This window comes from Kurthia populi (assembly GCF_042686175.1).
Taxonomy (GTDB): Bacteria; Bacillota; Bacilli; order Bacillales_A; family Planococcaceae; genus Kurthia; species Kurthia populi.
On record NZ_JBHUOR010000139.1, the window covers coordinates 1 to 26,341 of the forward strand.

General features: G+C 40.4%; 21 protein-coding genes, 1 riboswitch and 1 other annotated feature (1 of these 23 cut by a window edge). Of the genes, 1 reads left to right on the forward strand and 20 read right to left on the reverse strand.

The window, feature by feature from the left end; genetic code table 11:
* Positions 1 to 273: 273 nt before the first annotated feature.
* From ACFSY7_RS18085 to zapA, 13 genes are all read right to left on the reverse strand, one after another.
* A complete protein-coding gene (locus tag ACFSY7_RS18085) occupies positions 274 to 1,503 on the reverse strand; it encodes an aspartate kinase (protein WP_380149037.1) in 1,230 nt (409 codons plus the stop codon).
* A gap of 111 nt (positions 1,504 to 1,614) precedes the next feature.
* A riboswitch (Lysine riboswitch) is annotated at positions 1,615 to 1,798 on the reverse strand.
* A gap of 56 nt (positions 1,799 to 1,854) precedes the next feature.
* Entirely contained in the window at positions 1,855 to 3,627 is a 1,773-nt protein-coding gene (uvrC, locus tag ACFSY7_RS18090) for an excinuclease ABC subunit UvrC (protein ID WP_126989271.1), read from the reverse strand.
* Positions 3,628 to 3,735: 108 nt separating this feature from the next.
* Positions 3,736 to 4,050: a thioredoxin gene (gene trxA, locus ACFSY7_RS18095; RefSeq protein WP_126989270.1), complete on the reverse strand. Its 315-nt coding sequence runs from the start codon at positions 4,048 to 4,050 to the stop codon at positions 3,736 to 3,738.
* Between the two features lie 222 nt (positions 4,051 to 4,272).
* Entirely contained in the window at positions 4,273 to 5,250 is a 978-nt protein-coding gene (locus tag ACFSY7_RS18100; RefSeq protein WP_380149038.1) for an electron transfer flavoprotein subunit alpha/FixB family protein, read from the reverse strand.
* Positions 5,251 to 5,285: 35 nt separating this feature from the next.
* The gene (locus ACFSY7_RS18105; RefSeq protein WP_126989268.1) at positions 5,286 to 6,059 is read right to left on the reverse strand and encodes an electron transfer flavoprotein subunit beta/FixA family protein; all 774 of its coding nucleotides are present in this window, start codon (positions 6,057 to 6,059) and stop codon (positions 5,286 to 5,288) included.
* Positions 6,060 to 6,086: 27 nt separating this feature from the next.
* The gene (locus tag ACFSY7_RS18110) at positions 6,087 to 6,860 is read right to left on the reverse strand and encodes an enoyl-CoA hydratase (RefSeq protein ID WP_139992565.1); all 774 of its coding nucleotides are present in this window, start codon (positions 6,858 to 6,860) and stop codon (positions 6,087 to 6,089) included.
* Positions 6,861 to 6,912: 52 nt separating this feature from the next.
* Positions 6,913 to 7,494 carry a TetR/AcrR family transcriptional regulator gene (locus tag ACFSY7_RS18115; RefSeq protein WP_380149039.1) on the reverse strand — a complete coding sequence of 194 codons (582 nt, stop codon included), beginning with the start codon at positions 7,492 to 7,494 and terminating at the stop codon, positions 6,913 to 6,915.
* A gap of 77 nt (positions 7,495 to 7,571) precedes the next feature.
* Positions 7,572 to 9,284 (reverse strand): AMP-binding protein, encoded by a 1,713-nt coding sequence (locus ACFSY7_RS18120; RefSeq protein WP_380149040.1) that lies wholly within the window; start codon positions 9,282 to 9,284, stop codon positions 7,572 to 7,574.
* A gap of 867 nt (positions 9,285 to 10,151) precedes the next feature.
* The gene (locus ACFSY7_RS18125) at positions 10,152 to 10,559 is read right to left on the reverse strand and encodes a DUF350 domain-containing protein (protein ID WP_186439524.1); all 408 of its coding nucleotides are present in this window, start codon (positions 10,557 to 10,559) and stop codon (positions 10,152 to 10,154) included.
* A gap of 15 nt (positions 10,560 to 10,574) precedes the next feature.
* Positions 10,575 to 12,944, reverse strand: a complete 2,370-nt coding sequence (locus ACFSY7_RS18130; protein WP_139992567.1) for an endonuclease MutS2 — start codon at positions 12,942 to 12,944, stop codon at positions 10,575 to 10,577.
* 12 nt (positions 12,945 to 12,956) lie between these two features.
* Positions 12,957 to 14,663: a DNA polymerase/3'-5' exonuclease PolX gene (polX, locus tag ACFSY7_RS18135; protein WP_380149041.1), complete on the reverse strand. Its 1,707-nt coding sequence runs from the start codon at positions 14,661 to 14,663 to the stop codon at positions 12,957 to 12,959.
* A gap of 60 nt (positions 14,664 to 14,723) precedes the next feature.
* A complete protein-coding gene (locus ACFSY7_RS18140; protein WP_126989261.1) occupies positions 14,724 to 15,263 on the reverse strand; it encodes a CvpA family protein in 540 nt (179 codons plus the stop codon).
* Complete coding sequence (gene zapA / locus ACFSY7_RS18145) at positions 15,256 to 15,528, reverse strand: cell division protein ZapA (RefSeq protein ID WP_126989260.1); 273 nt, start codon at positions 15,526 to 15,528, stop codon at positions 15,256 to 15,258. The genes ACFSY7_RS18140 and zapA overlap by 8 nt, the downstream gene beginning before the upstream one ends.
* A 91-nt stretch (positions 15,529 to 15,619) precedes the next feature.
* Here zapA and rnhC point away from each other — a divergent pair, with 91 nt between their 5' ends.
* Positions 15,620 to 16,552 (forward strand): ribonuclease HIII, encoded by a 933-nt coding sequence (gene rnhC, locus ACFSY7_RS18150; RefSeq protein WP_380149042.1) that lies wholly within the window; start codon positions 15,620 to 15,622, stop codon positions 16,550 to 16,552.
* A gap of 59 nt (positions 16,553 to 16,611) precedes the next feature.
* Here the strand turns inward: rnhC and ACFSY7_RS18155 are convergent, their stop codons facing one another.
* The 7 genes from ACFSY7_RS18155 to pheS form a co-directional block, all read right to left on the reverse strand.
* Positions 16,612 to 18,396, reverse strand: a complete 1,785-nt coding sequence (locus ACFSY7_RS18155; protein WP_380149044.1) for an oligopeptide ABC transporter substrate-binding protein — start codon at positions 18,394 to 18,396, stop codon at positions 16,612 to 16,614.
* 29 nt (positions 18,397 to 18,425) lie between these two features.
* Entirely contained in the window at positions 18,426 to 19,340 is a 915-nt protein-coding gene (locus ACFSY7_RS18160) for an ABC transporter permease (protein ID WP_380149046.1), read from the reverse strand.
* A gap of 30 nt (positions 19,341 to 19,370) precedes the next feature.
* A complete protein-coding gene (gene opp4B, locus ACFSY7_RS18165) occupies positions 19,371 to 20,333 on the reverse strand; it encodes an oligopeptide ABC transporter permease (RefSeq protein ID WP_126989256.1) in 963 nt (320 codons plus the stop codon).
* A 1-nt stretch (position 20,334) separates the two neighbouring features.
* On the reverse strand, positions 20,335 to 21,285 hold the full coding sequence (locus tag ACFSY7_RS18170; protein WP_139992579.1) for an ATP-binding cassette domain-containing protein: 951 nt from the start codon (positions 21,283 to 21,285) through the stop codon (positions 20,335 to 20,337).
* The gene (locus tag ACFSY7_RS18175; RefSeq protein WP_126989254.1) at positions 21,282 to 22,301 is read right to left on the reverse strand and encodes an ABC transporter ATP-binding protein; all 1,020 of its coding nucleotides are present in this window, start codon (positions 22,299 to 22,301) and stop codon (positions 21,282 to 21,284) included. Before ACFSY7_RS18175 ends, ACFSY7_RS18170 begins: the two co-directional genes overlap by 4 nt.
* A 457-nt stretch (positions 22,302 to 22,758) precedes the next feature.
* On the reverse strand, positions 22,759 to 25,164 hold the full coding sequence (gene pheT, locus ACFSY7_RS18180) for a phenylalanine--tRNA ligase subunit beta (RefSeq protein ID WP_380149049.1): 2,406 nt from the start codon (positions 25,162 to 25,164) through the stop codon (positions 22,759 to 22,761).
* A gap of 15 nt (positions 25,165 to 25,179) precedes the next feature.
* Positions 25,180 to 26,217, reverse strand: a complete 1,038-nt coding sequence (gene pheS, locus ACFSY7_RS18185) for a phenylalanine--tRNA ligase subunit alpha (protein WP_126989252.1) — start codon at positions 26,215 to 26,217, stop codon at positions 25,180 to 25,182.
* A gap of 101 nt (positions 26,218 to 26,318) precedes the next feature.
* Positions 26,319 to 26,341: a binding site (T-box leader), on the reverse strand (it continues 204 nt past the right edge of the window).

The window sequence follows — 26,341 nt, forward strand, 5'->3', positions numbered from 1 at the left end:
CCTGTTGATTTTGGTGTAGGAACTTTAATTATACAGGCTCATATTGAATGGGTCTTTTTTTATTTATTTTGAGTGGTGCACTTAATATTACAATTCGTCTTATAATAAAATGACTGATTTATGAAAATAATCGTTTATTATCGATGCCTTTCATGTCATTTCATTTTTAAATAGAAGAAACTCAAAATTTTTAGAGATTTCTGTTCAATTTCCACTTAGATAACTGGACATTTGCCTACACAAAAGACTACTCTTTTTTTATTTCTTTTCCGTTTAAACTTCTACTGAAACTTTACTTAATTCAAATTCCTCATGTAGAGCATTGGCTGCTTTTAACATATCTTCATGCGCTACTACGACCGACACTTTGATTTCAGATGTACTAACCATCTTCACACCGATGCCTTCGCGGTATAGACGGTCAAACATCGCCGCCGCAACTCCTGGATTAGAGGCCATACCTGAGCCAACAATCGATACTTTTGCTAATTGACTCTCATGCTCGATATGGTCATAGCCTAATGTACTTTTATGTGCTGCTAAAACGGCTAATGTCTCTTGTAACTGTGATTCTTTAACAGAGAATGACACCGTTGGACTGCCTTGTGCGACAAGCGCCTGTACAATAATATCAACATTGATATGATTTTTAGCTAATGTTGTAAAAATATTGGCAAGTGAGCCAGTATAGCTTTCATTATAATAAACGGTCATACGCACGATTTGCTCTTCAAAGGCAACTCCGCGCACTACTAGATTTTTTTCCACTATAACTTCCTCCTTCAAAATCGTTCCCTCAACTTCTTCATAACTCGAGCGAACGGTCATCGGCATACGATGATTTTTAGCGACCTCCACGCTACGTGGATGAAGCACACCCGCGCCTAAACGTGCGAGTTCAAGCATTTCATCATAAGACATCTCCTGTAGCTTACGCGCGCCTTTAATATAGCGTGGGTCACTTGTATACACGCCGTCCACATCGGTGTAAATATCACAGCGTTCTGCGCCAAGAGCTGCCGCAAGTGCCACAGCTGTCGTATCTGAGCCACCTCGACCGAGCGTCGTAATATTCCCTTGTGCATCAATGCCTTGGAAACCCGCTACAACGGCAATTTTATGCTCATTTAATGCTTGCTGAATCATTTTTGCTTGAATGTTTTCAATACGTGCATTGCTCGGTACTTGCTCCGTCACAATGCCCGCTTGCCACCCTGTAAAAGACTGTGCTTCAATGCCTAAAGATTGAAGCGCCATCGATAATAATGAAATTGTCACCTGCTCACCTGTTGTTAGCAGAACATCCATTTCACGTTTTGAAGGAGTCGTTGCTATCTCATTTGCCATTGCGACAAGTTGATCGGTCGTTTTCCCCATTGCAGATACAACAGCCACAATGCTATGCCCTTTTTTATATTCCTTTTGAATTCGCTGTGCTACGTGCTGAATTCGTTCTGTTGTCGCTACCGAAGTACCGCCAAATTTTACAACTAAAGTACTCAAATTTATTCGCTCCCCACATATTGTCTATGTCAGGCAGTCAACATGAATCGAAAAAAGGCCGACCTAAATTTTAGGCCGACCTTCGCATGTACGTTCATCGTTCGAACATTCATGTGTGATAGCCCTCCAGAACCATTGCTGATTCTGACAATTCCACATTTCTTAAATGTAGAACCAACAGTTAGAAAGAATAGATTTCCTAACCATTTCGGCGGCCTCCCCTTTCAACACTCCTCACCGGTTCTATCCAACCTAAGAATGTTTACTATTAGAGTTCCGCGCCTCTATCATCACTAATCTAGTGATTTCATTTGGTGCTTTAACATTATCACAATATTTGGAAAAGGACAATTATTTTTTTGAAAAATACGCAATTACGGTATTACTTAATGATTTAGGTAGTCCAGCTTCTACTAATTGTGCCTCATCTGCTTCTTTAATTTTCTTAATCGAGCCGAAATGACGCAGTAGTTGCTGCTTTCGCTTTGGACCAACGCCTGGTATCTCATCTAATACCGACGTAATGGCATTTTTTTGGTGCAACTGACGATGGAACGTAATCGCAAAGCGGTGCACTTCATCTTGTATACGCTGTAATAAATAAAAGGCCTCACTATTATGCTTGAGTGGCACAAGCTCCGGTGGCATACCGTATAGCAGCTGCTTCGTACGGTGCTTATCATCCTTTGCCAGACCAACAATCGGAATATCGAGCCCTAGCTCATCCTCTAGCACCTCGCGCACGACCTCCATTTGCCCTTTACCGCCATCTGTGACGATTAAATCAGGCCAAGGCTGGTCATCACGTAACATCCGTGTATAACGACGACGTACGACCTCACGCATCGCTCCGTAATCATCATGCGCCTCTGCCTGCTGAATTTTAAATTTACGATAATCCTTTTTACTCGGCTTACCGTCAACGAATACAACCATTGCAGAGACGGTATCGGCACCAAAAATATGTGAGTTATCAAAGGCTTCGATGCGCAGCGGTGTAACGATTTGTAATGCATCCCCTAGTTCCTCACAGGCTCCAATCGTGCGCTCCTCTTGACGCTCAATCAGCTTAAATTTCTCATCAATCGAGTTTTGCGCATTTTGCGTCGCAAGCTCTAGCAATTCTTTTTTCTTACCCTTTTGTGGCTGTAGTACAGTAGCATGCAGCGCCTCTTCTAGCATCTTCGCATCAATTTGTTGTGGGACGAGTATTTCCTTCGGTAGCAAATGCCCTTTTTCATAAAAGCGCGCCACAAATGTTAAGAATTCTTCTTCCGGCTCTCCGTAGGACGGGAACATCGATACTTCACGCTCGATTAGCTTGCCTTGACGTACAAAAAAGACCTGTACACAAATCCAGCCCTTATCGACCGCATAACCAAAAATATCGCGATCTGTGAAGTCATTAATAATAATTTTTTGATGTTCTACAACTTTTTCGATATGCGCAATTTGGTCTCGAAATTCCTTTGCTCGCTCAAAATCAAGCTGCTCAGAGGCTTCATACATTTTCTTCGTTAATTCTTTTTTGACATCATCCTGCCCACCCTTTAAAAAGCGTGAAATTTCCTGCTTCATGTCATCATAGGTTTCCTTAGGAATGTCTTTGACACAAGGCGCAAGACACTGGCCGATATGATAATAGAGACAAACGCGATTTGGCATCGGATCACATTTGCGTAATGGATATAAACGATCTAGTAGCTTCTTCGTTTCAGCAGCGGCATAGCCGTTTGGATAAGGACCAAAGTATTTTGCGCGGTCCTTTTTCACCTTACGCGTAATCATTAGGCGTGGGTAGCGTTCATTTGTTATTTTCAAATAAGGATATGTTTTATCATCCTTCAGCATAATATTATATTTTGGGTCATGTAATTTAATTAGATTAAGCTCTAGTAAAAAGGCTTCCATATCCGAGGATGTCATAATGTATTCAAAATCGACAATTTCACTAACTAAGCGCTCCGTTTTCGCATTATGTGAACCGGTAAAATACGAGCGCACACGATTTTTTAAAACTTTCGCTTTCCCTACATAAATAATCGTTCCTTGTCGGTCCTTCATTAAGTAGCAACCCGGCTTATCCGGTAAGATAGCGAGCTTTTGTTTTAATAAGTCATTCAATGACGTTCCCCCCTCATATACTCATTATACAAAATCGAACAGGCGTTCACAAAAAAAGAGCGCTTATGCCGTAGCACAAGCGCTCTTCTTTCTATATGTTGTTGCGTATTAAGCGTGTTTTGATACGAATTCAGCTAAAGCTTCTTTTGGTTGGTAACCAACAACTTTATCTACTAATTCGCCATCTTTGAATAATACAAGTGTAGGAATTGACATAATACCGAATTCAGCAGCTGTTTGTTGGTTTTGGTCAACATCTACTTTTACGATTTCTGCTTGTCCTTCGATTTCAGGTGCTAGTTCTTCAAGAACTGGCGCGATCATTTTACATGGTCCACACCAAGTTGCCCAGAAATCTACTAATACTAAACCTTTTTCAATATCGCCATGGAATGACGCGTCTGTTGCATGTTTAATTGCCATAATTATATAGCCTCCTTAGTTCTCATTACCGAAAGTTTAGCACATTTCAAGGGTGCCTGCGACTTTTTTGCTTGATATAAAGATATATCCGCATAATCTAGCGAATGAATCTTCCGGTATCTCTTTTATCCAATGCGGATTTCCTATAAAGTCGTCTCTTTCATATCTTTTTTAATATAAAACGGGGAACCACATTGCTGTGATTCCCCAGTGTTTTTAAAATTACGCGTTCACTTGAAGCGCTTTAACTTCTTCGATTAGAAGAGGTACTACTTCGAATAAGTCGCCTACAATACCGTAGTCAGCCACATTGAAGATGTTTGCTTCTGGGTCTTTGTTAATAGCAACAATGACTTTTGAATTCGACATACCCGCTAAATGTTGGATTGCACCAGAGATACCTGCAGCGATATAAAGGTCTGGTGTTACAACTTTACCTGTTTGGCCGATTTGTAGTGAGTAATCACAGTATTCTGCGTCACATGCACCACGAGATGCGCCAACCGCACCGCCAAGAAGATTAGCAAGCTGTTTTAATGGTTCGAAGCCTTCAGAGCTCTTTACGCCACGACCACCAGAAACGATTACTTTCGCTTCTGAAAGGTCAACGCCTTCTGTCGATTTACGAACAACGTTTTTCACGATTGTACGTAAGTTTGTAATATCTACTGATAATGCTTCAGCAGAGCCCGACTTCGATGCATCTTTTTCAAGAGGCTCGATGTTATTCGGACGTACAGATACTAATAGTGGAGAGCTTTGAGATTCCACTTTTTCAAACGCTTTACCAGAGTAGATTGAGCGGATAAATTGTGCGCTATCGCCTTCACCCTCGATTTTTGTGACGTCTGAGATAAGACCTGCTTCTAGTTTTGCCGCAACTTTTGGTGATAAATCTTTACCAAGTGCTGTGTGACCAAACACGATTGCTTCTGGGCCTTCTTGGTCGATTACCGCGTTAAGCGCTTGACCGAAACCATCAGAAGTATAATGTTGTAAGTGTGGGTGCTCCACTGTAATAACACGGTCAGCACCATAAGCGAATAGCTCACCTGCTAAGTCACCTACTGATTGGCCGAATAATGCTGCAACGACTTCGCCGCCGCCAGAGATCGTTTTACCTGCTGCGATTGCTTCAAATGATACATTTCGTAACGCGCCTTCACGTGCTTCTGCTAAAACAACTACTTTTTTTGACATTGTAAATCCTCCCATCAATTTGTTTACTTAGGATGTTAAATAACTTTCGCTTCAGAATGTAGTAATGATACTAATTCTTTCACTTGAGCTGGTAATTCACCTTCAAGTACGCGACCTGCTGCTTTTGTTGGTGGAAGGAAAATTTCCACAACGTTTGTTTTTGGTTCTACATCGTCTTCATCGATGTCTAAATCATCTAACTCTAATTCTTCAAGCGGTTTTTTCTTCGCTTTCATAATCCCTTGTAGTGAAGGATAGCGAGGTTCATTTAAACCTTGTTGTGCTGTGATTAATAGAGGTAGAGCTGTTTCGATTTCTTCTGAATCCCCTTCAACGTCGCGAACGATGTTTGCTTTACCGCCACTAATTTCAAGAGAAGTAATAGTTGTTACATAGTTAATGCCTAATAATTCTGCTAAACGTGGAGCTACTTGACCTGAGCCGCCGTCGATTGCAACGTTACCGCCTAGGATTAAGTCTGCTTCTTTATCTTTTAGGTATTCTGCTAAAATAGCTGAGATTGTATATTGGTCTAAATCATCTAAATCTTCTTCAGCGTTGATTAATACGGCTTTATCTGCGCCCATTGCTAATGCTGTACGAAGTTGTTTTTCTGACTCCTCATTACCGATTGTCAGTACTGTTACTTCGCCGCCCTCAGCGTCGCGGATTTTAATCGCTTCTTCGATGGCATATTCATCGTACGGATTGATGATGAATTCCGCACCGTCTTCTTGAATTTGACCTCCGTTAATAACGATTTTTTCTTCCGTATCAAAAGTTCTTTTTACTAATACAAAGATGTTCATAATCGTAAACCTCCCTATGTGTATTATCTATTTTCCCTTAAATACTGGCTTGCGTTTTTCTACAAACGCTGCGATGCCTTCTTTTGCATCTTCTGTCTTAAAGCATGCTGCAAAGTGCTCGGCTTCCGCTTCTAATGTTTCCTTTAGATTGGGTGTATCGCCTAAACGAAGTAGGTCGATGGCTGATTTTAATGCTAGTGGACTCTTTTCAGCAATTTTTTGTGCTTTTTGAAGTACACTCGCTTTCAGCTCCTCTTCTGGAAAATGAGCATTAGCTAACCCCCACTGTACAGCTTCCTCACCTGTTAATGACTCAGACGTAAACATCATTTCTGCTGCTTTAGCAAGTCCAACATGGCTCGGTAATCGTTGCGTACCACCATACCCTGGAATTAATCCAAGGTTAAGCTCAGGAAGCCCAAGCTTGGCATTAGACGCGACATATCGGATATGGCAACTCATGGCTAATTCCAATCCGCCACCTAGCGCAGCACCATGAATGGCCGCGATAACTGGTTTCTCGAAAGTTTCGATTTTTCTGAAAATTTTATGCACAGCCATTGTCTGATCATGCATTTGTTTTTCCGTTTCAACTTGCGTAAACTCTTTAATGTCTGCACCAGCTGAGAAAAATCGGCCTTCGCCGTGAATAACGACAACACGTGTATCTGGATCGTTGGCAATTTTATCAAATAGACCGTCAAGCTCGACGATCAGCGCATAGCTCATTGCGTTCGCGGGTGGGCGATTAATCGTAATGACTGCTAGGGCGCCTTGGTTCGATAATTGTAGAAAGCTCATTCGCTAATTCCCTCCTATATGTAAGAGGCTGAGCAAAAGCTCAGTCTCTAAATTATGACTTAATACCATTTAGCAATAACTCATATACTTTGGGTGCTAGTGCGAGCAAATCAAATTTTTGGTCTTTCATCACCCATGAAGTCGTTACTTCATCAATGGTTCCAAAAATACATTGTCTCGCCAAACGAATGTCCATATTCGCTCTGAAGTCACCTGCATTAACACCTTGTCGTAAGATTTCATCGATTAAATCGAGATAACCTTTTAAAATAGCATTAATTTTCGCTCGAACTTCAATATTGGATTGGCGCAATTCTAGTTGTGTCACGATCCCGAGATGTTTATTATCCGTTTGTACTTTAAAGTGACTTTCAATCATCTTTTGCAGTTTCTCAGAAGCTGTTTCATTGCGATCTACAATCACTTGTAAGCGGTTAATAAAAACTGCCATCTTATCTTCAAAAACGGAGATTAAAATATCCTCTTTATTTTTGAAGTATAAATAAATGGTTCCATCCGCAACACCAGCCTGCTTCGCGATTTTCGAAACTTGCGCTTGATGATAGCCGTTTTCTGCAATAACAATTACTGCAGCGTCTATAATTTGCTTATACTTCGGCTTTTCTTTCCTCACTTTGTATCACCACCATATCCAAAAAATGAATGGTTATTCATTCACATCTTTATAATAAATGCACCTGGTAAGTTTTGTCAAGCAAGGTTATCATTTTGTTTTGCTTTTTCTTCATCAACAAGCTGACGACGCAAGATTTTCCCTACCGCGGTCTTCGGTAACTCTTCTCTAAATTCGTAAATACGTGGTACTTTATATGATGCTAAATTTTTACGGCAGTAACGATTTAATTCGTCATCACTCACCTCTGCACCTTCTTTTTTCACGATAAAGGCTTTTACAGTTTCACCGCGATACGGATCTGGTACTCCGATAACGACACATTCTTGAATCCCTTCATGCTCATATAACACCTCTTCGACTTCACGCGGATAAATATTGTAGCCACCTGCGATGATGATATCTTTTTTACGGTCCACAACGAAGAAATAACCATCCTCGTTCATATACCCCATATCACCTGTCAATAGCCATCCATCACGTAATGTTTGTGCTGTTTCCTCAGTACGATTCCAGTAGCCCTTCATAACTTGTGGTCCTTTAATGCATAACTCGCCCACTTCTCCAACGGCTACTTCCGTCATCGTCGTTGTATCCATAATCGCCGCATCAGTATCTGGCCAAGGCACACCAATCGAGCCTTTCACACGTCGGTCAATCCATAAGAAATTACTATGCGTTACTGGCGAAGATTCTGTTAGACCATAGCCTTCTACTAGCTTACCGCCTGTCACTTCCTCGAACTGATCCTGTACTTCAACTGGTAGCGGTGCTGAGCCACTAATACATGCCTTAATCGATGATAAATCATACTTCGCAATATCCGGATGATTTAAAATGCCAATATAAATTGTTGGTGCTCCTGGGAATAATGTCGGCTTATGCTTATCAATTGTTTTTAAAAGCTCTGTCGCATCAAACTTCGGCACTAAGAGCATTTTAAAGCCCATCATGACACTAAGTGCTAATACCGTTGTCATGCCGTACACATGGAAAAATGGTAGCACCCCAAGTACCACATCCGGCTCCTGCTCATCCTCTGGAGTACGATAATCATTCGTCCACATTGCACAGGCCTGCACATTCGAGACAATATTACGATGCGTTAGCATAACCCCTTTTGGGAATCCTGTCGTGCCACCTGTATATTGTAATAATGCCAGATCCTCATTAAAATCAAATGCTTCATCGATTGGTATTGCCGTATCTGGGCTTGTACGTAAAATTTCAGTAAATAAATGATTTACCCCTTGATGTTCCACTGAAACTTTGAAACCATACTCTTTTCGTTGCATGAACGGGTAGACGACATTTTTCGGGAATGGTAAGAAATCTTTTAAGCCCGTTACGACGATATGTTCTAAGTCTGTATCCTTCCATGTTTTCATAATACGTGGATACAAAATATCGAGTGTAACGATTAATTTTGCACCAGAATCTTTTAGTTGATACGCCACTTCACGCTCGGTATAAAGTGGATTGGTCATCACAACCGTACAGCCGGCATACATCGCACCAAAAAAGCTGACTACCGCCTGTGGTGTATTTGGGAGCATAATCGCAATGCGATCCCCTTTTTGAAGGCCAAGTTTTTGAAGATAATTTGCAAATTTATACGCGTATTGTTGTAACTCTTTGAAGCGAACTTCTTTTCCCATAAAATAGATCGCGACATTATCTGGTGTCTTATCCGCCATCTCTGATAAATACTGTTGCAGCGGTATCTCTCGGTAATCGAGTGATGTTGGGACTTCTTCCGGATAACTTTTTAACCAAAGTTTCTCAGTCACTTGCGAACACCCCTTTGCAATAATAAGTTAAAAACTTACATTAAGTATATCGGACGGAAATAGAACTTTCAATGAATAGTCACTCATTTTTTCGTTTTTTCGAGAAAATTCGTAACCAAAATAGAATTTTTTATTTTCGAACGTCCGATTTCTAATTATTGATACACGATTATGGATGTTTGCCCGCAATATTTTTTCTGCATGTATTACCAAAAGATTAGCTAGCACAAAATGGTCAGAACCTCAGAAAGCGTGTTTTAGCTACGACATATTTCAAAATAAGTGTCAGCTAGCGACCATTGTCGGATAACTTTTTAGCGTTTTCCTAATGATGTTGCAAAAACTGTCAACAAAAACAATTAAATTGCGACAAACGCGCAAAAATATAGCAACGCTGCCCAGTCAACCGAAGCATTTTTGACCCAAAAAAACATAAAAAGGGCTGTTTTGCGCTCTCCGCCGGTTCTTTAAAGGACCGTTTCAGACGATACATTCACTTTACAAAAAAATAAATGACAACTTTTTATAAAAACAGCTTCCTAAGCAGATCTCATAAAATACCAGACCATAGCGCAACAAAAATACCCCTTAATTTATTAAAATCGGACAAAAATAGCCCCTTAGAGCACCTGAAACGGGTCATTTTTTTATCTCTCGATTACAATAATGTCGTAACTATCGCCAGTAGTTTGATAATTATTTTTCATTTTCTTATTTTTATGCAGATGTTTAACAAAATAGCATGGCTATATTCTTAGCGATGGCACATATTTAAAGATATGTCGTATCCAAAAGCCGCTTCTTAGTGTAATGAGCGATTTCAAATGAATAAAAAAAGAGACTGCTTTTACGCAGTCTCTTTAAAACTTATGGAATCGTCGAACCGATAACAAATGACAGACCTAACGAAATTGCAAATGAAATAAAGCCAACTGCCATATTGCCCTTTGCAATCTCCTTATCAACGTCAAGTCGCGGTGTAACAAATTCAAATAATAAGTACGCAATAATTAATAATACGAAACCAAACATACCCCAGCCAATTGTTGCGAGTAATGTGGCGTGATGCTCAATCGAATAGCGAAAGACATTACAGATACCAATAATCTTCCCGCCGGTCGCCAGTGCGACAGCGACGTTTCCTTTCTGAATTTCCTCCCAGTTTTTATAGCGTGTTACCACTTCAAACATTGCCATTGCGACAAGCAAGCATAGTAGTACAACGGTATAATAACCGGTCATTTCTACAACTGGATGTTGCCAAAATGCGTCCATGAGCACCGTTCCCCTCTACTTAAATTCTACAACCGTTACGCCATAGCCGCCTTCATTCGCATTACCAAAATGGTAGCCTTTTACGCGAGGATGTCGTTTTAATAATTGTTGAATTCCTTCGCGGAGCGCGCCTGTTCCTTTACCATGAATAATCGATACTTGGTGATAATTCGATAGTAAGGCATCGTCTAAATATTTCTCCGTACGGTGCATCGCATCTTCATAGCGCTCACCACGTAAATCAAGCTCAAGTTTTACTGCTTGGCTACGATTTCGAACACTTGAGACATTAACGGTATCTTTCACTTTTTCAGGCTTGATGTATTCTAGATCTTCCTCTGGTAATTTCATTTTTAAAATACCAATTTGAACAGCCCATTCACCTGACTTATCTTTTTTCAGCAATGTACCGCGCTGACCATAGCTAAGCACTTTTACTTCATCGCCTGCTTTTAATTCCTGTGCACGCGCATTTAGTTGGCGTTGTTTTTTCAGAACGCGATTTTCCTGTGCAGGTGTCGCATCTTCAAGACGTTTTCTCGCATCAATAATTTCATGCTCCTTGACCGCTTCATTCGCACGGTGCTGCATTTTATGAAGCTCATCAATAACATCCTCTGCCTCGCGCTTCGCAGCATCAACAATTTTACGCGCTTTTTCTTTTGCTTTTTTCGTTAGCTCTTCTTTTGTCGCTTCGTATTCCGCTATTTTACGGTCTAAGTCGGCACGGAGCTCATTTGCTTCTGCCACAAGGCGTGCTGATTCTTCCGCATCTTTCTCTGCTTGAATACGAGACGTTTCAAGGGACGCAATCATTGATTCAACTTCATGCGTTTCTGTACCTGTATAATTTTTCGCCGTATCAATAATATGCTCGGGTAAGCCTAAGCGCTGTGAAATTTCAAAGGCATTTGAGCGCCCTGGTACCCCGATTAATAAACGATACGTCGGACTTAATGTATCGACATTAAACTCCATACTCGCATTAATTACACCTGGACGATTATAGCCATATGCTTTTAATTCTGGGTAGTGGGTCGTCGCCATTACACGCGCGCCGCGACCATGCACTTCGTCTAAAATCGAAATGGCAAGTGCAGCCCCTTCTTGTGGGTCTGTACCCGCACCTAATTCATCAAATAACACAAGCGATTCATGGTCAAACTCATGTAAAATATCGACAATATTCACCATATGACTGGAGAATGTTGAAAGGCTTTGCTCGATTGATTGCTCATCGCCAATATCAGCAAATAGTTGCGTAAAGACAGCAAGCTCTGAGCCATCTAATGCAGGAACCGGAATCCCCGCTTGCGCCATTAAGGTACAAAGACCAACCGTTTTTAGCGTAACCGTTTTACCACCTGTATTTGGACCAGTAATAACGATTGCTGTAACATCATCGCCAAACTCAATGTCATTGGCAACGGCCATATCCATATCTAGTAACGGGTGGCGCGCCTTTGTTAATTTCATATAACCGCGGTCATTCATTTTAGGCATCGTGCATTTATTCGCTTGACCGTATTTTGCCTTAGCAAGGACAACATCAATAGCACCTAAAATTTGTACGAGTATAAATAAGCTATGTGCGACTTCTTGCACTTTTGCAGATAACTCCATTAAGATGCGATCTACTTCTGCTTTTTCTTTTACTTTTAGACCTTGAATTTCATTATTCGCCTGTACAACGGCATCTGGCTCAATGTAAAGCGTTTGACCTGATGCGGATTGGTCATGAATGACACCGCCGTAATGACTACGGTACTCCGCCTTTACAGGAATAACAAAACGGTCATTACGAATCGTAATAATTGAGTCTGACAGCATTTTCGCTGCAGCACTACCGCGTGTTAAGCTCGCTAAACGGTCACGCACTCGGCCTTCTTGTGTACGCAGTTGTGTACGAATGCCGCGTAATGCTTGGCTCGCTGAATCCATCACTTTGGCATTATCATCAATACAGCTGTTAATTTCATGCTGTAAACCAGTTAAAATTGGTAACTCCTCTTTTTTTGCTTCAAATAATGGAATGGCAACTTCTTCGTCTGCCACTACGGTTTCAATAAATTCGCGTAAAATACGGCTTGCGCGAATCGTGCTTGAAATCTCCATTAATTCTTTCGGACTTAGCATCCCACCAATTTGTGCGCGGCGTGCGTGTGGACGAACATCAAAAATGCCGCCCATTGGCACACTTCCTTTTAGACGTAAAATAGATAAAGCTTCATCCATTTCCGCTAGTAAACCTTGTACGGCTTCAAGTTCTGTTTCTGGTGCTAGTTTTGCTAATCCTTCTTGTCCAAGTGAGCATGTCGCAAAACTCGCTACTTGCTCACGTACTTTATCAAACTCTAGTGTTTTCAATGCGCGCTCGGCGATCATTCAAAACGCCCCCTACTTATTATTTAAAAAATCCATGAACTTCTCAAAGCTCCATGTGTTGACAATCATGTCTTTGTAAAGCCACGCTTTTTGTGCGTATTTCGTTCCAATATCCATATAACGTAGTTGTTCAATCGCATGTGCATCGGTATTAATCGCTACGGGTACACCTGCTTTTGCAGCCATCTCTAAATGCTCAACACATAAATCAAGGCGATATGGATTTGCATTCAACTCTAAAATTTTACCATATTCTTTCGCCCATGCAATGAGTTGTGCCATATCTGGGTTGTAACCGTCACGCTGATGAATAACACGTCCTGTCGGATGCGCAATCATATCGACATGCGGATTTTTTAGTGCAGTATGCAAACGCTCCATAATTTGCTCCTGCGGTTGTGAGAAGCTTGAGTGAATCGATGCAATAACAAAATCTAAGCTACTCATCACGTCATCACTAAAATCGAGTGAGCCATCCGGTAAAATATCCATCTCTGTACCGCGTAATAAATGAAATTCTGGATGTGCGTGATTGAAAGCATAGATTTCTTCTTTTTGCTGTTCTAAACGTTCTGGCGTCAAGCCATTCGCCACTTTTAAATAGTGTGAATGGTCGGTAATTACCGCATAGTCATAGCCGCGCTCTATCAACGCCTCACCCATTTCGCGAACAGTATGTGCGCCGTCTGACCACGTCGTATGCATATGTAAATCACTGCGAATATCCGCAAGCGTTACGAGATGCGGAATATCGGCATGGCGTTCAAATTCTGTATGTCCGGCACGTAACGTCGGTGGTATAAACGGTAAATCGAAATGATTGAAAAATGCTTTCTCTGTCTCAAATGTTAACACAGAACCATCCGGCTGCTCGACGCCATACTCGCTAATTTTTTCATCGCGCTCTTTAGCGATTTGACGCATGCGTACATTATGTTCTTTTGAGCCTGTGAAGTGATGCAGTGCTGTTGGGTACTCCGCATCCGTCACAATACGGAAATCGGCATTCGCGGCATCATCTCCTGCTAAAATAACCGAAATTTTCGTATCACCCGCCGCTACAATTTCGGTATACGATAATGCCGCTAATAATTTGTCCTTCACGACAAGCGGCTGTGCAGAGGCAATAATAAAATCAATATCCTTGCTCGTTTCTGCTACACGTCGAAATGAACCCGCTACAGAAAAGCGCTCAATCTCTTCAATGGCCTCTAAAACAGCATTAATCTCTTTAACATTTTCCTCAAGCTGCCAAATCGGATGGCGCTCTGAACGCTGACCAAACGTTTCAAGCTCTTTTAATAGCTTTTCAACCGTTTTCTTACCAAAGCCCGCAAGTTCACCTACTTTCCCTGATTCACAAGCTGCCTTTAAGCTATCTGCCGAATCGACACCTAGCTCCTGATAAAGCTTCGCGATTTTTTTACCACCAAGACCAGGAATTTTCAGTAGTAATGGTAAGCCTGCTGGCACTTCCTCTTTTAACGAGGTCAAATCACTTGATTCACCTGTTTCTAATAAATCATGGATAACAGCGGCTGTCCCTTTACCGATACCTTTAATTTTTGTGACATCTTCTATTTCTTCGATGCTACGCGGGTCATTCTCAAGCGCAGCTGCTGCCTTACGAAAAGCAGAGATTTTAAACGGATTTTCACCCTTTAATTCTAAATACGTTGCAATCGTTTCTAATGTGTTAATAATTTTCTTTTTATTCATACTGAGCATCCCCTTATTAAAAAGCGAGCGCCCACAACAGTAGGCGCCCGCTTTTCGTTATTATTTCGTATAAACGAACCACAATTGTTGGAACATTGTCGAAATGAGTGGTGTATATTTAAGTATTAAGTTTGTTAAAATAGAACTGTCAATGAAGTTCTGAATACTTTCAATTGGTAGTAATGCCAAAATGTAAAGTAAGAAGAATAACATGAAGTACACCTGGATAAAGCCTAATAAACCACCTAGAAGACGGTTAAAGCCCCCTAGCACTGGTACGTACTGTACGAAATTGAATAGTGATGCAATAATTTTAAAAACGAATTTGACAATAAAGAAGATCAAGACAAATGCCAAAACGTTATAAAATGTTTGCATTAAGTCTGCACCATCCATACCAAATTTCAGCGCAGTATCATCGGCAACTGTTGGATATGGTACGTACATGACAAATTTTTCAGCTAACGATTTGTAGCCGATAAGCGCAGCAATAATCGCCGCTACTAATCCTACTAAATTAACAAGCTGATACAGTACGCCACGACCGACGCCTGTAAGAATACCTGCAATTAGTACTATAATAATGATTAAATCAATCATTCACGTCATCCTTTAATTTTTTAAGTTGTGCTTCTAATTCTTCAATGCGTTGCTTGTAGTTCATCGAATCATTGACCGCATTAACTGCTGTTAGGACAGCTAACTTGGCAATATCTAAAGAAGGGCTGGCACTGCGAATACCTCGCATTTGTTCGTCGACGGTGTTTGCTACATGCCGCATATGACTCGGCGATTCCGTTCCCACCATGTTATAGGTTTGTCCATAAATGTTTACAGAAATACGATTTAAGCGTTGCTCTGACAATGCCCGTTCCCTCCTTTTAAATCCTATTTCTAATAATACCATGAAATGCAATATCATGTGAATAATCTACTAAAAGAAAGGGCGAGAAATTATGTCTACAATCGTTTTAAAGTTATCTGCTCAAGATCAACAAAAAGTTCATGACTACTATGATGCACAAGCTGTTCCAACAAATGCACCTGGAGCCGTCTTTATGGCGAAAACCCCGCATGCAACGATTACCTCTTATAAGTCTGGAAAAGTAATGTTCCAGGGTACGGAGGCGGAGCAAGAAGCAAATCGCTTCGGCGAATTTGAAGCACCTACTACTACGACGTCACCAAAGGGTGATAAGCTCCCAGAAAAATTCGCCAATATGAATGTACTCGGTTCAGATGAGACAGGAACGGGTGACTATTTCGGGCCGATTACGGTAGCGGCGGCGTATGTACCTCAAGATAAAATGGCGTTACTCAAAGAACTTGGCGTCAAAGATTCAAAAATGCTAACCGATGCTAAAATGCGTGCTATCGCCCCTGCCATCATGGAAGCCGTCCCTTACAGCGTGCTGACACTGCATAATGATAAATACAATAAAGTAAAGGCACAGGGCTGGTCCCAAGGGAAAATCAAGGCGCTCCTACATAATCAAGCACTGCGCCATGTGTTATCAAAAATTGCGCCAACAAAGCCCGATTTTATTTTAATCGACCAATTCGAAGAGCGTGACACATATTATCGTCATATCCAAGAAGAAAAAGATATCATTCGTGATAACGTTTTATTCTCAACAAAGGCAGAACAACTGCATCTTTCTGTCGCTGCCGCATCGATTATCGCACGCTATGCTTTTCTTTCTGCGATGGACCAATTATCGGTGGAAATCGGTGTTGAGCTACCAAAAGGTGCCAGTGCGAAAGTAGACCAAGTCGCTGCAAATATCTTACTATCACAAGGTGAGGAAGCGTTACAATCCGTTACAAAATGGCATTTCGCCAATACAACAAAAGCATCGCGTATTGCCGCGAAAAACCGTATGATTTAACGAACAAAAAAGAGGAATGGCCCGCTATGGACCATTCCCCTTTTTTTGTGTTCTAAATCTTATTTTGCAGGAGCGTCTTCAGTTACTTCGATATCTTGTAATTGTGCGCCATCTACGTATTTAATATCGTAGTTTTTCACACGGTTGTTTACAGGAACGATTTCTGTACGGAAGTATGTTGGAACAGTTACTGCTTGTTCAAACATATACTCTTGCCAAGCTTTGAACGCTTCACCACGGTGATCAGCATCTAATGATTCTTTTGAATCGATATCTGCTAATAATGTTTCTAACTCAGGCGTTGTGTAACGGCTGTAGTTAAATTGTGCATTTTTCGCATATAAGCCCATTGGTGATGGGTTTGTACCTGTACCCCATGCAGCCATAAACATGTCGATATCTTTATCATCTGCTTGTACTTTATCGTAGAAGCTGTTGAATTCGATTGGACGACCTGTTGTTAATTCAACTTTAAGACCAACATCTTTCCAGTTTTGGATATAGAATTGAACGATTTTATCATCTTTATCCGTACCAGCCATTGTTGCCATTTTGATTGTGAATTCTTTACCGTCTGGATCTTCTACAAAACCATCATCATTTTTATCTTCGTAACCAGCTTCTTTAAGAAGAGATTTCGCTTTTTCAGCATCATAGTTAAAGCCTGTTAATGAATCATCATAGAATGACTCGAATACTGGTGGAATTAATGAGTTACCACGTGTACGTAAGCCATCGTAGTAAGCTTTTGCTACTTCTTCGACGTTCATTGCGTAAGCAACTGCTTGACGTAATTTAACATCTTTCATTTTCGCATCTTCATTTACAACAACTTCGCCTTTTTTAGAATCCCATTTACCCATTTTGAAACCTAGGTAAGAGTAAGCTAATTCTGGGCGACCAAGAATTTGTGCGTTTTTAAGATCTTTTACATCTTCGTATTGGTTTGCTGCATAGCTTTGTAAAATATCGTGCTTACCTGCTTTCATCGCTGCTGCTGCAGAAGATGAAGGTACAACTTCGATAACGACTTTATCTAATTTTGGTTTGCCACGGAAATAGTTTTCGTTTGCTACCATTTGAACAGACTCACCATTAACAACTTTATCAACAACGAATGCACCAAGTGTTACTGGATTTTTACGTACTTCATCAGATTTTACTAAATCTTTTGCTTTAATGCCTTCAAGTTGGTGCTTAGGTGCTGCGTAGCCCCATAGACCGTCACCACCAGAGTAAATTGCTGGTGAAACTTTCTTAAGTGTTAACTCCATTGTGTAGTCATCCACTTTTTTAATACCGCTAATATCTTTTGCTTTACCATCGTGGTATTCTTTTGCACCCTCGATGTTTTGGAAATCAGAATCATAACGTACACCTGTGTAATCTTTGTCGGCAATAATATAGTACGGATAAATAACATCTTCGATTGTAAATGGTTTGCCGTCAGACCATTTTACATCTTTTTTAATTGTAACAGTTGCCGTGTTTTTATCTTCATCTACTTTTAAAGATGCTAAGCCTTCATCACTAATTAAGAAGTCTTCTTTTGTATCAAAAATCGAGTTAGAAGTCCACTCCATGATTGTTGCATCATAAGCATCCTCGTATAATTCCCAGTTAAAAATCCCTTGGAATGGTGAGTCACTTACAAGACCAACTTGTAATGTACCGCCGCTTTTTGCTTCTGCATCATTTTTCACAGTATCTGCTAACTTACTTGTGTCTACCTCTTCTTTACCACTATCTTTGCCTTTTTCACTGTCACTACCGCCGCCACAAGCTGCAAGTACTAACGTAATGATGCCGACAAGAAGTAGCATCAGCCAATTCTTTTTCTTCATCCAATCTCCTCCTCTTTTTTCCCTCTTTGTTACCCCAATCTTTGTTTAGCATCTGCTGAACGTCGTAGAGCTTGTCCAATATAATTTATGCCAAGCATCAATACTAAAATCAGCAGCGATGCTGGTAACCATACCCACCACTTCTCAGCGATTACCGTTTGATTATTGGCAAAGCTGACAAGGGTTCCTAGACTTGGTGTCGTATCTGGTAAACCAAAGCCTAAGAATGTAAGACCTGTTTCAATACCGACATTGCCGGCGAAGTTAAGCGTTAATTCGACGATTAATAATGAGCTCAAGTTTGGCATAATACCTTTGAACATAATCGCGAAGTCGCTTGTACCCATCGTTTTTGAGGCGCTAACATAATCACGTCGACTTTCCGACAATGCTTTACTGCGGACAAGCCTTGCGGTACTTACCCACATAAACGCGCTCATAATAAGAATGAATGACCATACATCATATTTTGGAATGATCGTCACGAATACGATGATGATCATTGTAGATGGTAATGTAATGATGAAATCGATTAGACGCATAAAGAAGTTATCAATGATGCCACCGTAGTAGCCACAAATAATCCCAACTGCAACGCCCAATATACCGGTAATTACTGTAATGGCAATGGCGATAACGATAGAGTTACGCGCCCCGATAATTAATTGCCCTAAAATATCACTACCGCCTTGGTCTGCACCAAGGATGAAGCCATTTTCACCTGGCTTCGCAAATTCATCTAATAAACTAATTTTCATTAATGCTTCTTTGTCGATAAATGGTGCCCAAATAATCGACCCTAATATAATGAATGCGACGATGATTAAAGAACCCATCGCGATTTTATCTTTTTTAAACTCACGCCAAATGACCCGAAAACCAGTCGCTGGCGTACTTTCTAACTCATGTTCAGTTAATTGTTCATTGTTAAATTGTTGTTCCATCGTATTCACCTCTTCTTTCGGTTTAAGTTATTATTCGATACGGATTCGTGGGTCGACGATACTTAAAATAATATCTGACAATAGACTACCTAATAACGCAAGGAAGCCATATAGCATAACAAGTGCCGTAATAACACTATAGTCACGCCCCATGATTGACTGAATGAATAATTGTCCCATACCAGGGAAACCGAAAATTGTCTCGATGAATACAGAACCACCAAGAATACCTGTAATAGAGAACCCTAGAAATGCCGCAATCGGTAATAATGAGTTACGGAAAATGTGACGTGTATACACTTTATTCATCGGAATCCCTTTACTGCGAGCTGTTTTTACAAAATCCTGCGTTTGTGCGTCAATAATTTCAGAGCGTAAGTACTGAATGATACTTGTTGTCGCTAAGAATGCGTACGTAATCGCTGGTAAAATTAAGTGATACACCTTACTCCAGAAGTACCCCCATGTACCAGGGTCCTCCCCTACAGATACAGTACCTGACGTCGGGAACCATTGTAACTGGTAGCCGAAAATATAAAGGAAAATTAGCGCTAATACGAATGTTGGAATCGCATAGCTGACAAAGCTATAAAGCACAATTGTTTTATCGCGTAATGTATTTTGATAACGACCTGCAATCACACCTAATGGAATTGCAATTAAATACGTTAAAATAACACTTACAAGTGATAACCATAGTGTATTTAGACCACGGTCACCAATTAGTGAGGCAACACTTACTTTAAAGGTATAGCTATCCCCGAAGTCCCCGCGGAACATATTTGTTACCCAGTGCCAGTACTGTACATACCACGGATCATAGAAGCCTGCTTGCTGACGTAACTCTTCTAAACGCGCCGGATCCGTTTGTGGTGTAATTAAGCCTGTAAATGGATCCCCTGGCATAAATTTCGCCAAAATAAAAATCAACATACTCAGCACGAATAGCTGTGGAATCATAATTAAAAATCGTCTAACAACTGTTTTCCACATATTATTCAGCCCCCTTTTCGAGACCAATCATCGCCGTTTTATGCGTCGATGAAATTTCTTTTAATGGATATACTTTACCGTCTTGATCGTAGTAACGATGTGAATCGGCTTTATAAATGGCTTCGACCTTTTGACGCTCGATTTTACGCTCGATGCGTGTCTCAGGCTCGATATTTGGAATCGCTGATAATAAACGGTTCGTGTAAATATGTTGTGGGTTGTTGAAAATATCATTTCGTGTACCCGTTTCAACAAAGCGCCCTTTATACATAATTGAAATATGGTCACACATATGACGTACAACGCCCAAGTCATGTGAGATAAATAAATAGCTAAGACCATATTCCGTTTGAATATCCTTCATAAAGTTCAGTACCTGTGCTTGTACCGATAAATCAAGTGCTGATACCGGCTCATCCGCAATAATCATTTTCGGATTACAAGCAACTGCGCGTGCAATACCAAGACGCTGCTTTTGACCACCAGAGAATTCATGCGGGTATTTCACCATTGCTTCCTCAGATAAGCCGACAATTTCAAGCAGCTCGATAATGCGGCGTTTCTCCTCTTGCGGTGATAAGTTCAAGAAGTTGCGAATCGGTTCTGCGATAATTTCCTGTACGCGTTTACGTGGGTTCATTGCAGAATGGCTATCTTGAAAAATCATTTGGATATCACGATTATACGCACTATCACGTTTTCGACGTTGATTCGTCACATCCTGTCCTTCGTAAATCACTTTTCCAGATGTGATTTTTTCAAGACCAATAATCGCCTTCCCTGTCGTTGATTTTCCTGAACCTGACTCGCCTACAAGGCCATATGTTTTCCCTTTTTCAAACTCCATTGATACACCATCAACCGCATAAACATGGTCAACGACTGTATTAAAGAAGCCACCGCGAATCGGATAATGCACATTTAAATCTTTTACTTCCATAAACGACGTCATTGTACGACACCTTCCTTCGTTTCTTGCTCTTCAAAATTGAAGGTTTGCCAGCATGTGCAGCGTACAAGATGTCCTGGTGAAATTTCATGCATTTGTGGTTCCACTTCATGTGCATTTTCGCTCACCCATGGAATACGTGGCGCAAAACGACAACCTGATTTTGGCATTTTCGTAAGCGTTGGTACCATCCCTTGAATCACTTGCAGACGGTCATGATCACGTTCTGTTTGTGGAATCGAATTTAATAATGAACGTGTATATGGATGCTTCGGATTTCTAAATAGCTCCTCAACTGGTGCTACCTCGATTACTTGTCCTGCATACATTACAGCTACGCGTGTCGCAACTTCTGCTACAACACCTAAATCATGCGTGATTAACATAATTCCCGCATTTGTTTCTTGCTGTAGCTCGATTAATAAGTCTAAGATTTGTGCTTGAATCGTTACATCAAGTGCCGTTGTTGGTTCATCCGCAATCATGATACGTGGCTTACACGCAATCGCAATCGCGATCATTACACGCTGACGCATCCCGCCTGATAATTGGTGTGGGAATTGACGCGCAACACGCTCTGGATTAACGATTCCTACTTGGTCAAGCAGCTCTAGCGCACGTGCTTTTCGCTCTTGATCGGTCATCTTCGTATGGAACACAAGCCCCTCTTCGATTTGGTCACCGATACGCATTAATGGATTTAGTGCAGAAAGGGGATCTTGGAAAATAAAACCGATGTCATTTCCTCGTATTTTATTTAATTTATCCTCCGAATAATTAACAAGGTTTTCTCCTTTGTATAAAATCTCGCCAATTACGGTTGTATTGCCCGGTGGGTGTAGACCTACAATGGATGTTGCAAGTGTACTTTTACCACATCCTGACTCTCCAACAATCGCAAGTACTTCATTTTCATTTAATGTTAAGTTCACATCGTGAATTGCATCATAATATGTATCCTTAATTCGAAAACTTGTAAATAAATGATTAATTTCTAACAATGGCTTTGAAAGTGTCATCATGCCCACTCCTTTCTGTTTATATTCACAAAACTATTACGAAAGAAAAATATTTCGGTAATTAAAATGTTATATTGTTTATTAATATAACATAAATTTCTAAATTGTCTATATATTTAGAACATTAAAATGAATCATACCTATATAAAATTTATTTTTAGTCCAATAGGCGCTTGAAAGTTTTTTGTTATATTACAATTATTTACACATTTATTGTATTTTTCAAATTAACATCTATCTTTATACAATAAAATTTAGTTAAATTTTCTCATTAATGTTTTATATCATCTATCTATTCCTCATTTTACTATAAAATCAAACCTAAAAAATCCCTTTTTATACTTTTTCAAGGTCGAAAAAGCAACAATCATACGCAGTAATACCCTGACATATTTTTACGCACAAAAAAACACCTCCAACAAAATTTTGTTGGAGGTGTCTTACATTGCTTATAGTATTAACGTAATGTTACGCCATTTTCTTGTAATGCAGCAACAACTTTGTCATGTACTGCTGTGACATCTTCATCTGTTAATGTACGTTCAGGATCGAAGTACGTTAAGCTAAATGCGATTGATTTTTTACCAGCTTCCATATGGTCGCCTTCATAAACGTCGAATACATTGACTGCTTTTAGTAATTTACCACCAGCAGCTGTAATAATTTCTTCTAATGATGCAGCAGTTGTTGTACGGTCTACAACTAATGCGATATCACGAGAAATTGATGGGAAGCGAGGAACTGCTACATATTGTAATGGTGCAATGTCAGCCGCAAGTACTTGCGCTAAATTGAACTCTGCTACAAATGTATCTTTCACGCCAAGATTTTTTTGTTCTTGTGGATGTAATTGACCTAAGAAACCAATACGTTCACCATCTAATAAGATGTCCGCAGTACGTCCTGGGTGCATACCGTCAACTTTTGCCGCTACGTAAGTGATGCGGTCTGCTACGCTTAATTTTTCAAATAATGCTTCAAGCGCGCCTTTTAAGACGAAGAAATCCACTTGTTTGTGCTCACCTTGCCAAGCATTTTCTACCCATTTGCCTGTCATCGCAAGTGCTACATGTTCACGTTCTAGTGGTAGGCCTTCTGCTGTTTCACCTAAGAATACTGAACCAATTTCATATAACGCCACTGTGTCAGCTTGACGAGATATGTTATAAACAAGTGATTCGATTAAGTGTGGTAAAACGGATTGACGTAATGTGCTACGTTCTTCACTCATTGGCATTAGAAGGCGTGTTGTTGGTGCTGTTTCTAATGCATATTTTTGTGCTAATGCATCTGATGTTAATGAGTATGTTAGTGCTTGGTAAAGACCTGCTTCTTCTAATTGGTAACGGATTGTACGACGGACTTGTTGATTGCGATTCAAGCGACCTGGTACGATTTCAGCAACTGGTAATGTTGTTGGAATTTCATCATAGCCGTACAAACGTGCGATTTCTTCAACGATATCTTCTTCGATTTTAATATCTTGACGGCGTGTTGGCGCATCAATAATTAATAAACCATTTGCAGGCTCAACATCAAAGCGTAAACGTTTTAAAATAGATACCATTTCGTTTAATGAAATTTTCATACCTAAACGGTTGTTAATAAAGTCAGGTGACACAACAACGCGTGCTGGTTCTTTATCTAATTCATCAACTAAAACTGTACCTTCTAAGACGTCTCCGCCAGCAAGCTCTGCCATTAATTGTGCGGCACGTTCTGCTGCTGGTAATACGCGATTTGGATCTAAGCCTTTTTCAAAGCGAGCTGATGCTTCGCTACGTAAGCCAAGGTCTTTTGAGGTGTAGCGTACTGATAAGCCATCGAAGTAAGCTGATTCAATGACAACCGTTGTTGTCGCTTCTGTTACTTCTGAGTCAAAGCCACCCATAACGCCGGCAACTGCTACTGGTTTTTCACCATTTGTGATGACTAAGTTTGTCGCTTTTAGCGTACGGTCTTTTTCATCTAATGTTTTAATTGCTTCGCCTTCTGTTGCTAAACGAACAGCGATTTCACCAGTACCTAATTGGTCATAGTCAAAAGCATGCAGTGGTTGGCCATATTCTAAAAGAATATAGTTTGTAATATCAACGATGTTATTTAATGGACGGATACCTGAAACCATTAAATATTGTTGTAGCCATAATGGAGATTCTGCCACTTTCACATTTTTAACAACTTTCGCTGCATACATTGGATTCAGTTTTGTATCTTCTACTGATACTTTGATGACATCTGCTGCTTTTTCAGCAATTGTTTCATGTGCTGTATCTGGTAAAGTAATTTCTTGGTCTAAAATTGCCGCTACTTCATACGCTACACCTAGCATAGACATCGCATCTGCGCGGTTTGGTGTTAAGCCTAATTCAAGCACAACATCATCAAGACCTAATACTTCAATTGCGTCTGCGCCAACAGGAACATCATCTGATACGACATAAATACCATCAGCATAAGCTTTTGGAACTGTTTTACCGTCGATACCTAGTTCTTGTAAAGAGCAAATCATCCCCATTGAAACCGTACCACGAAGTTTACCTTTTTTGATTTTTTTGCCGCCTACATAACCATTTGGACGAACAGCAACGATTTTTTGACCAACTGCTACATTTGGTGCGCCACAAACGATTTGTGCTAATTCTTCTTCGCCAAAATCAACTTGGCAAATATTTAAGTGGTCTGAATCAGGATGCGGAGTTGCTTCTTTGATTTGACCGATTTGTAATTTTTTAAGCCCTTTTGATAAGTGATTGACTGCTTCAACTTCGATACCTGAACGCGTAATTTTTTCCGCTAATTCTTCTGGTTCTAAGCCACTGATGTCAACATATTGAGATAACCATTTTAATGATACTAACATTGTTTCGTCCTCCTCCTAATCTTCTGCGCGGTGGAATTGTTCTAAGAAACGCACGTCATTTGTATAGAAGTGACGAATATCATCCACACCATATTTCAGCATTGCAATACGTTCTGGTCCCATACCAAATGCGAAACCAGTTACTTTTTTCGGATCATAGCCAGCCATTTCAAGTACGTTCGGGTGAACCATACCTGCACCTAGAATTTCAATCCAACCTGTGCCTTTACATACGTTACAGCCTTCGCCGCCGCATTTGAAGCAAGAAATATCCATTTCAACAGATGGCTCTGTGAATGGGAAGTAGCTTGGACGTAAGCGAATTTCGCGGTCCTCGCCGAACATTTTCTTAGCGAATAAATCAAGTGTTCCTTTTAAGTCGCTCATTGCGATATCTTCGCCCACAACTAATCCTTCGATTTGGTTGAATTGATGTGAGTGTGTCGCGTCATCATTGTCACGACGGAATACTTTACCTGGGCAAATAATACGGATTGGTTTACCTTGTGCTTTCTCCATTGTACGAGCTTGTACTGGAGATGTATGTGTACGCATTAAGATTTCTTCTGAAATGTAGAATGTATCTTGCATATCACGAGCAGGGTGACCTTTTGGAAGATTTAATGCTTCAAAGTTATAATAATCTTTTTCTACTTCTGGACCTTCCGCCACTTCATAGCCCATACCTATGAATAAGTCTTCGATTTCTTCAATGATACGTGTTAATGGGTGATGATTCCCCACTTTCACCGTACGACCTGGTAATGTGACATCGATTGTTTCAGATTCTAATTGCGCATCTAATGCAGCTGCTTCAAGCTCCACTTTGCGAGCATCTAAAACTTCTTGGACTTGTGCGCGTGTTTCATTTACTAATGCACCCATTTTTGGACGTTCTTCTTGAGGAAGTTTCCCCATACCTTTTAATAAATCCGTGATTGGTCCTTTTTTACCTAAATAAGCAACACGGACATCATTTAACTGTTTCAAGTCTTGTGCAGCAGCGATTTTTTCCAGTACTTCTGCTTTTAATTGTGCTAATTGCTCTTGCATTTTTTTGCTCCTCCTTCCAAGTGTAGGGTCTCTTCAACCCCGATGCATTTCTAGGTTTCGTTACATTCAATCGCAGTAAAAAAAGAAAAACCCCGCCCCCAAAAAGGGACGAGGTTAAAATTCG

Bases quoted from the DNA above. Each gene is read 5' to 3' on its own strand.
- trxA (WP_126989270.1), bottom strand. From the start codon at position 4,050: ATGGCAATTAAACATGCAACAGACGCGTCATTCCATGGCGATATTGAA.
- ACFSY7_RS18100 (WP_380149038.1), bottom strand. From the start codon at position 5,250: ATGTCAAAAAAAGTAGTTGTTTTAGCAGAAGCACGTGAAGGCGCGTTA.
- ACFSY7_RS18105 (WP_126989268.1), bottom strand. From the start codon at position 6,059: ATGAACATCTTTGTATTAGTAAAAAGAACTTTTGATACGGAAGAAAAA.
- ACFSY7_RS18110 (WP_139992565.1), bottom strand. From the start codon at position 6,860: ATGAGCTTTCTACAATTATCGAACCAAGGCGCCCTAGCAGTCATTACG.
- ACFSY7_RS18125 (WP_186439524.1), bottom strand. From the start codon at position 10,559: ATGGACGCATTTTGGCAACATCCAGTTGTAGAAATGACCGGTTATTAT.
- ACFSY7_RS18130 (WP_139992567.1), bottom strand. From the start codon at position 12,944: ATGATCGCCGAGCGCGCATTGAAAACACTAGAGTTTGATAAAGTACGT.
- polX (WP_380149041.1), bottom strand. From the start codon at position 14,663: ATGAATAAAAAGAAAATTATTAACACATTAGAAACGATTGCAACGTAT.
- ACFSY7_RS18140 (WP_126989261.1), bottom strand. From the start codon at position 15,263: ATGATTGATTTAATCATTATTATAGTACTAATTGCAGGTATTCTTACA.
- rnhC (WP_380149042.1), top strand. From the start codon at position 15,620: ATGTCTACAATCGTTTTAAAGTTATCTGCTCAAGATCAACAAAAAGTT.
- ACFSY7_RS18155 (WP_380149044.1), bottom strand. From the start codon at position 18,396: ATGAAGAAAAAGAATTGGCTGATGCTACTTCTTGTCGGCATCATTACG.
- ACFSY7_RS18160 (WP_380149046.1), bottom strand. From the start codon at position 19,340: ATGGAACAACAATTTAACAATGAACAATTAACTGAACATGAGTTAGAA.
- opp4B (WP_126989256.1), bottom strand. From the start codon at position 20,333: ATGTGGAAAACAGTTGTTAGACGATTTTTAATTATGATTCCACAGCTA.
- ACFSY7_RS18170 (WP_139992579.1), bottom strand. From the start codon at position 21,285: ATGACGTCGTTTATGGAAGTAAAAGATTTAAATGTGCATTATCCGATT.
- ACFSY7_RS18175 (WP_126989254.1), bottom strand. From the start codon at position 22,301: ATGACACTTTCAAAGCCATTGTTAGAAATTAATCATTTATTTACAAGT.
- pheT (WP_380149049.1), bottom strand. From the start codon at position 25,164: ATGTTAGTATCATTAAAATGGTTATCTCAATATGTTGACATCAGTGGC.
- pheS (WP_126989252.1), bottom strand. From the start codon at position 26,217: ATGCAAGAGCAATTAGCACAATTAAAAGCAGAAGTACTGGAAAAAATC.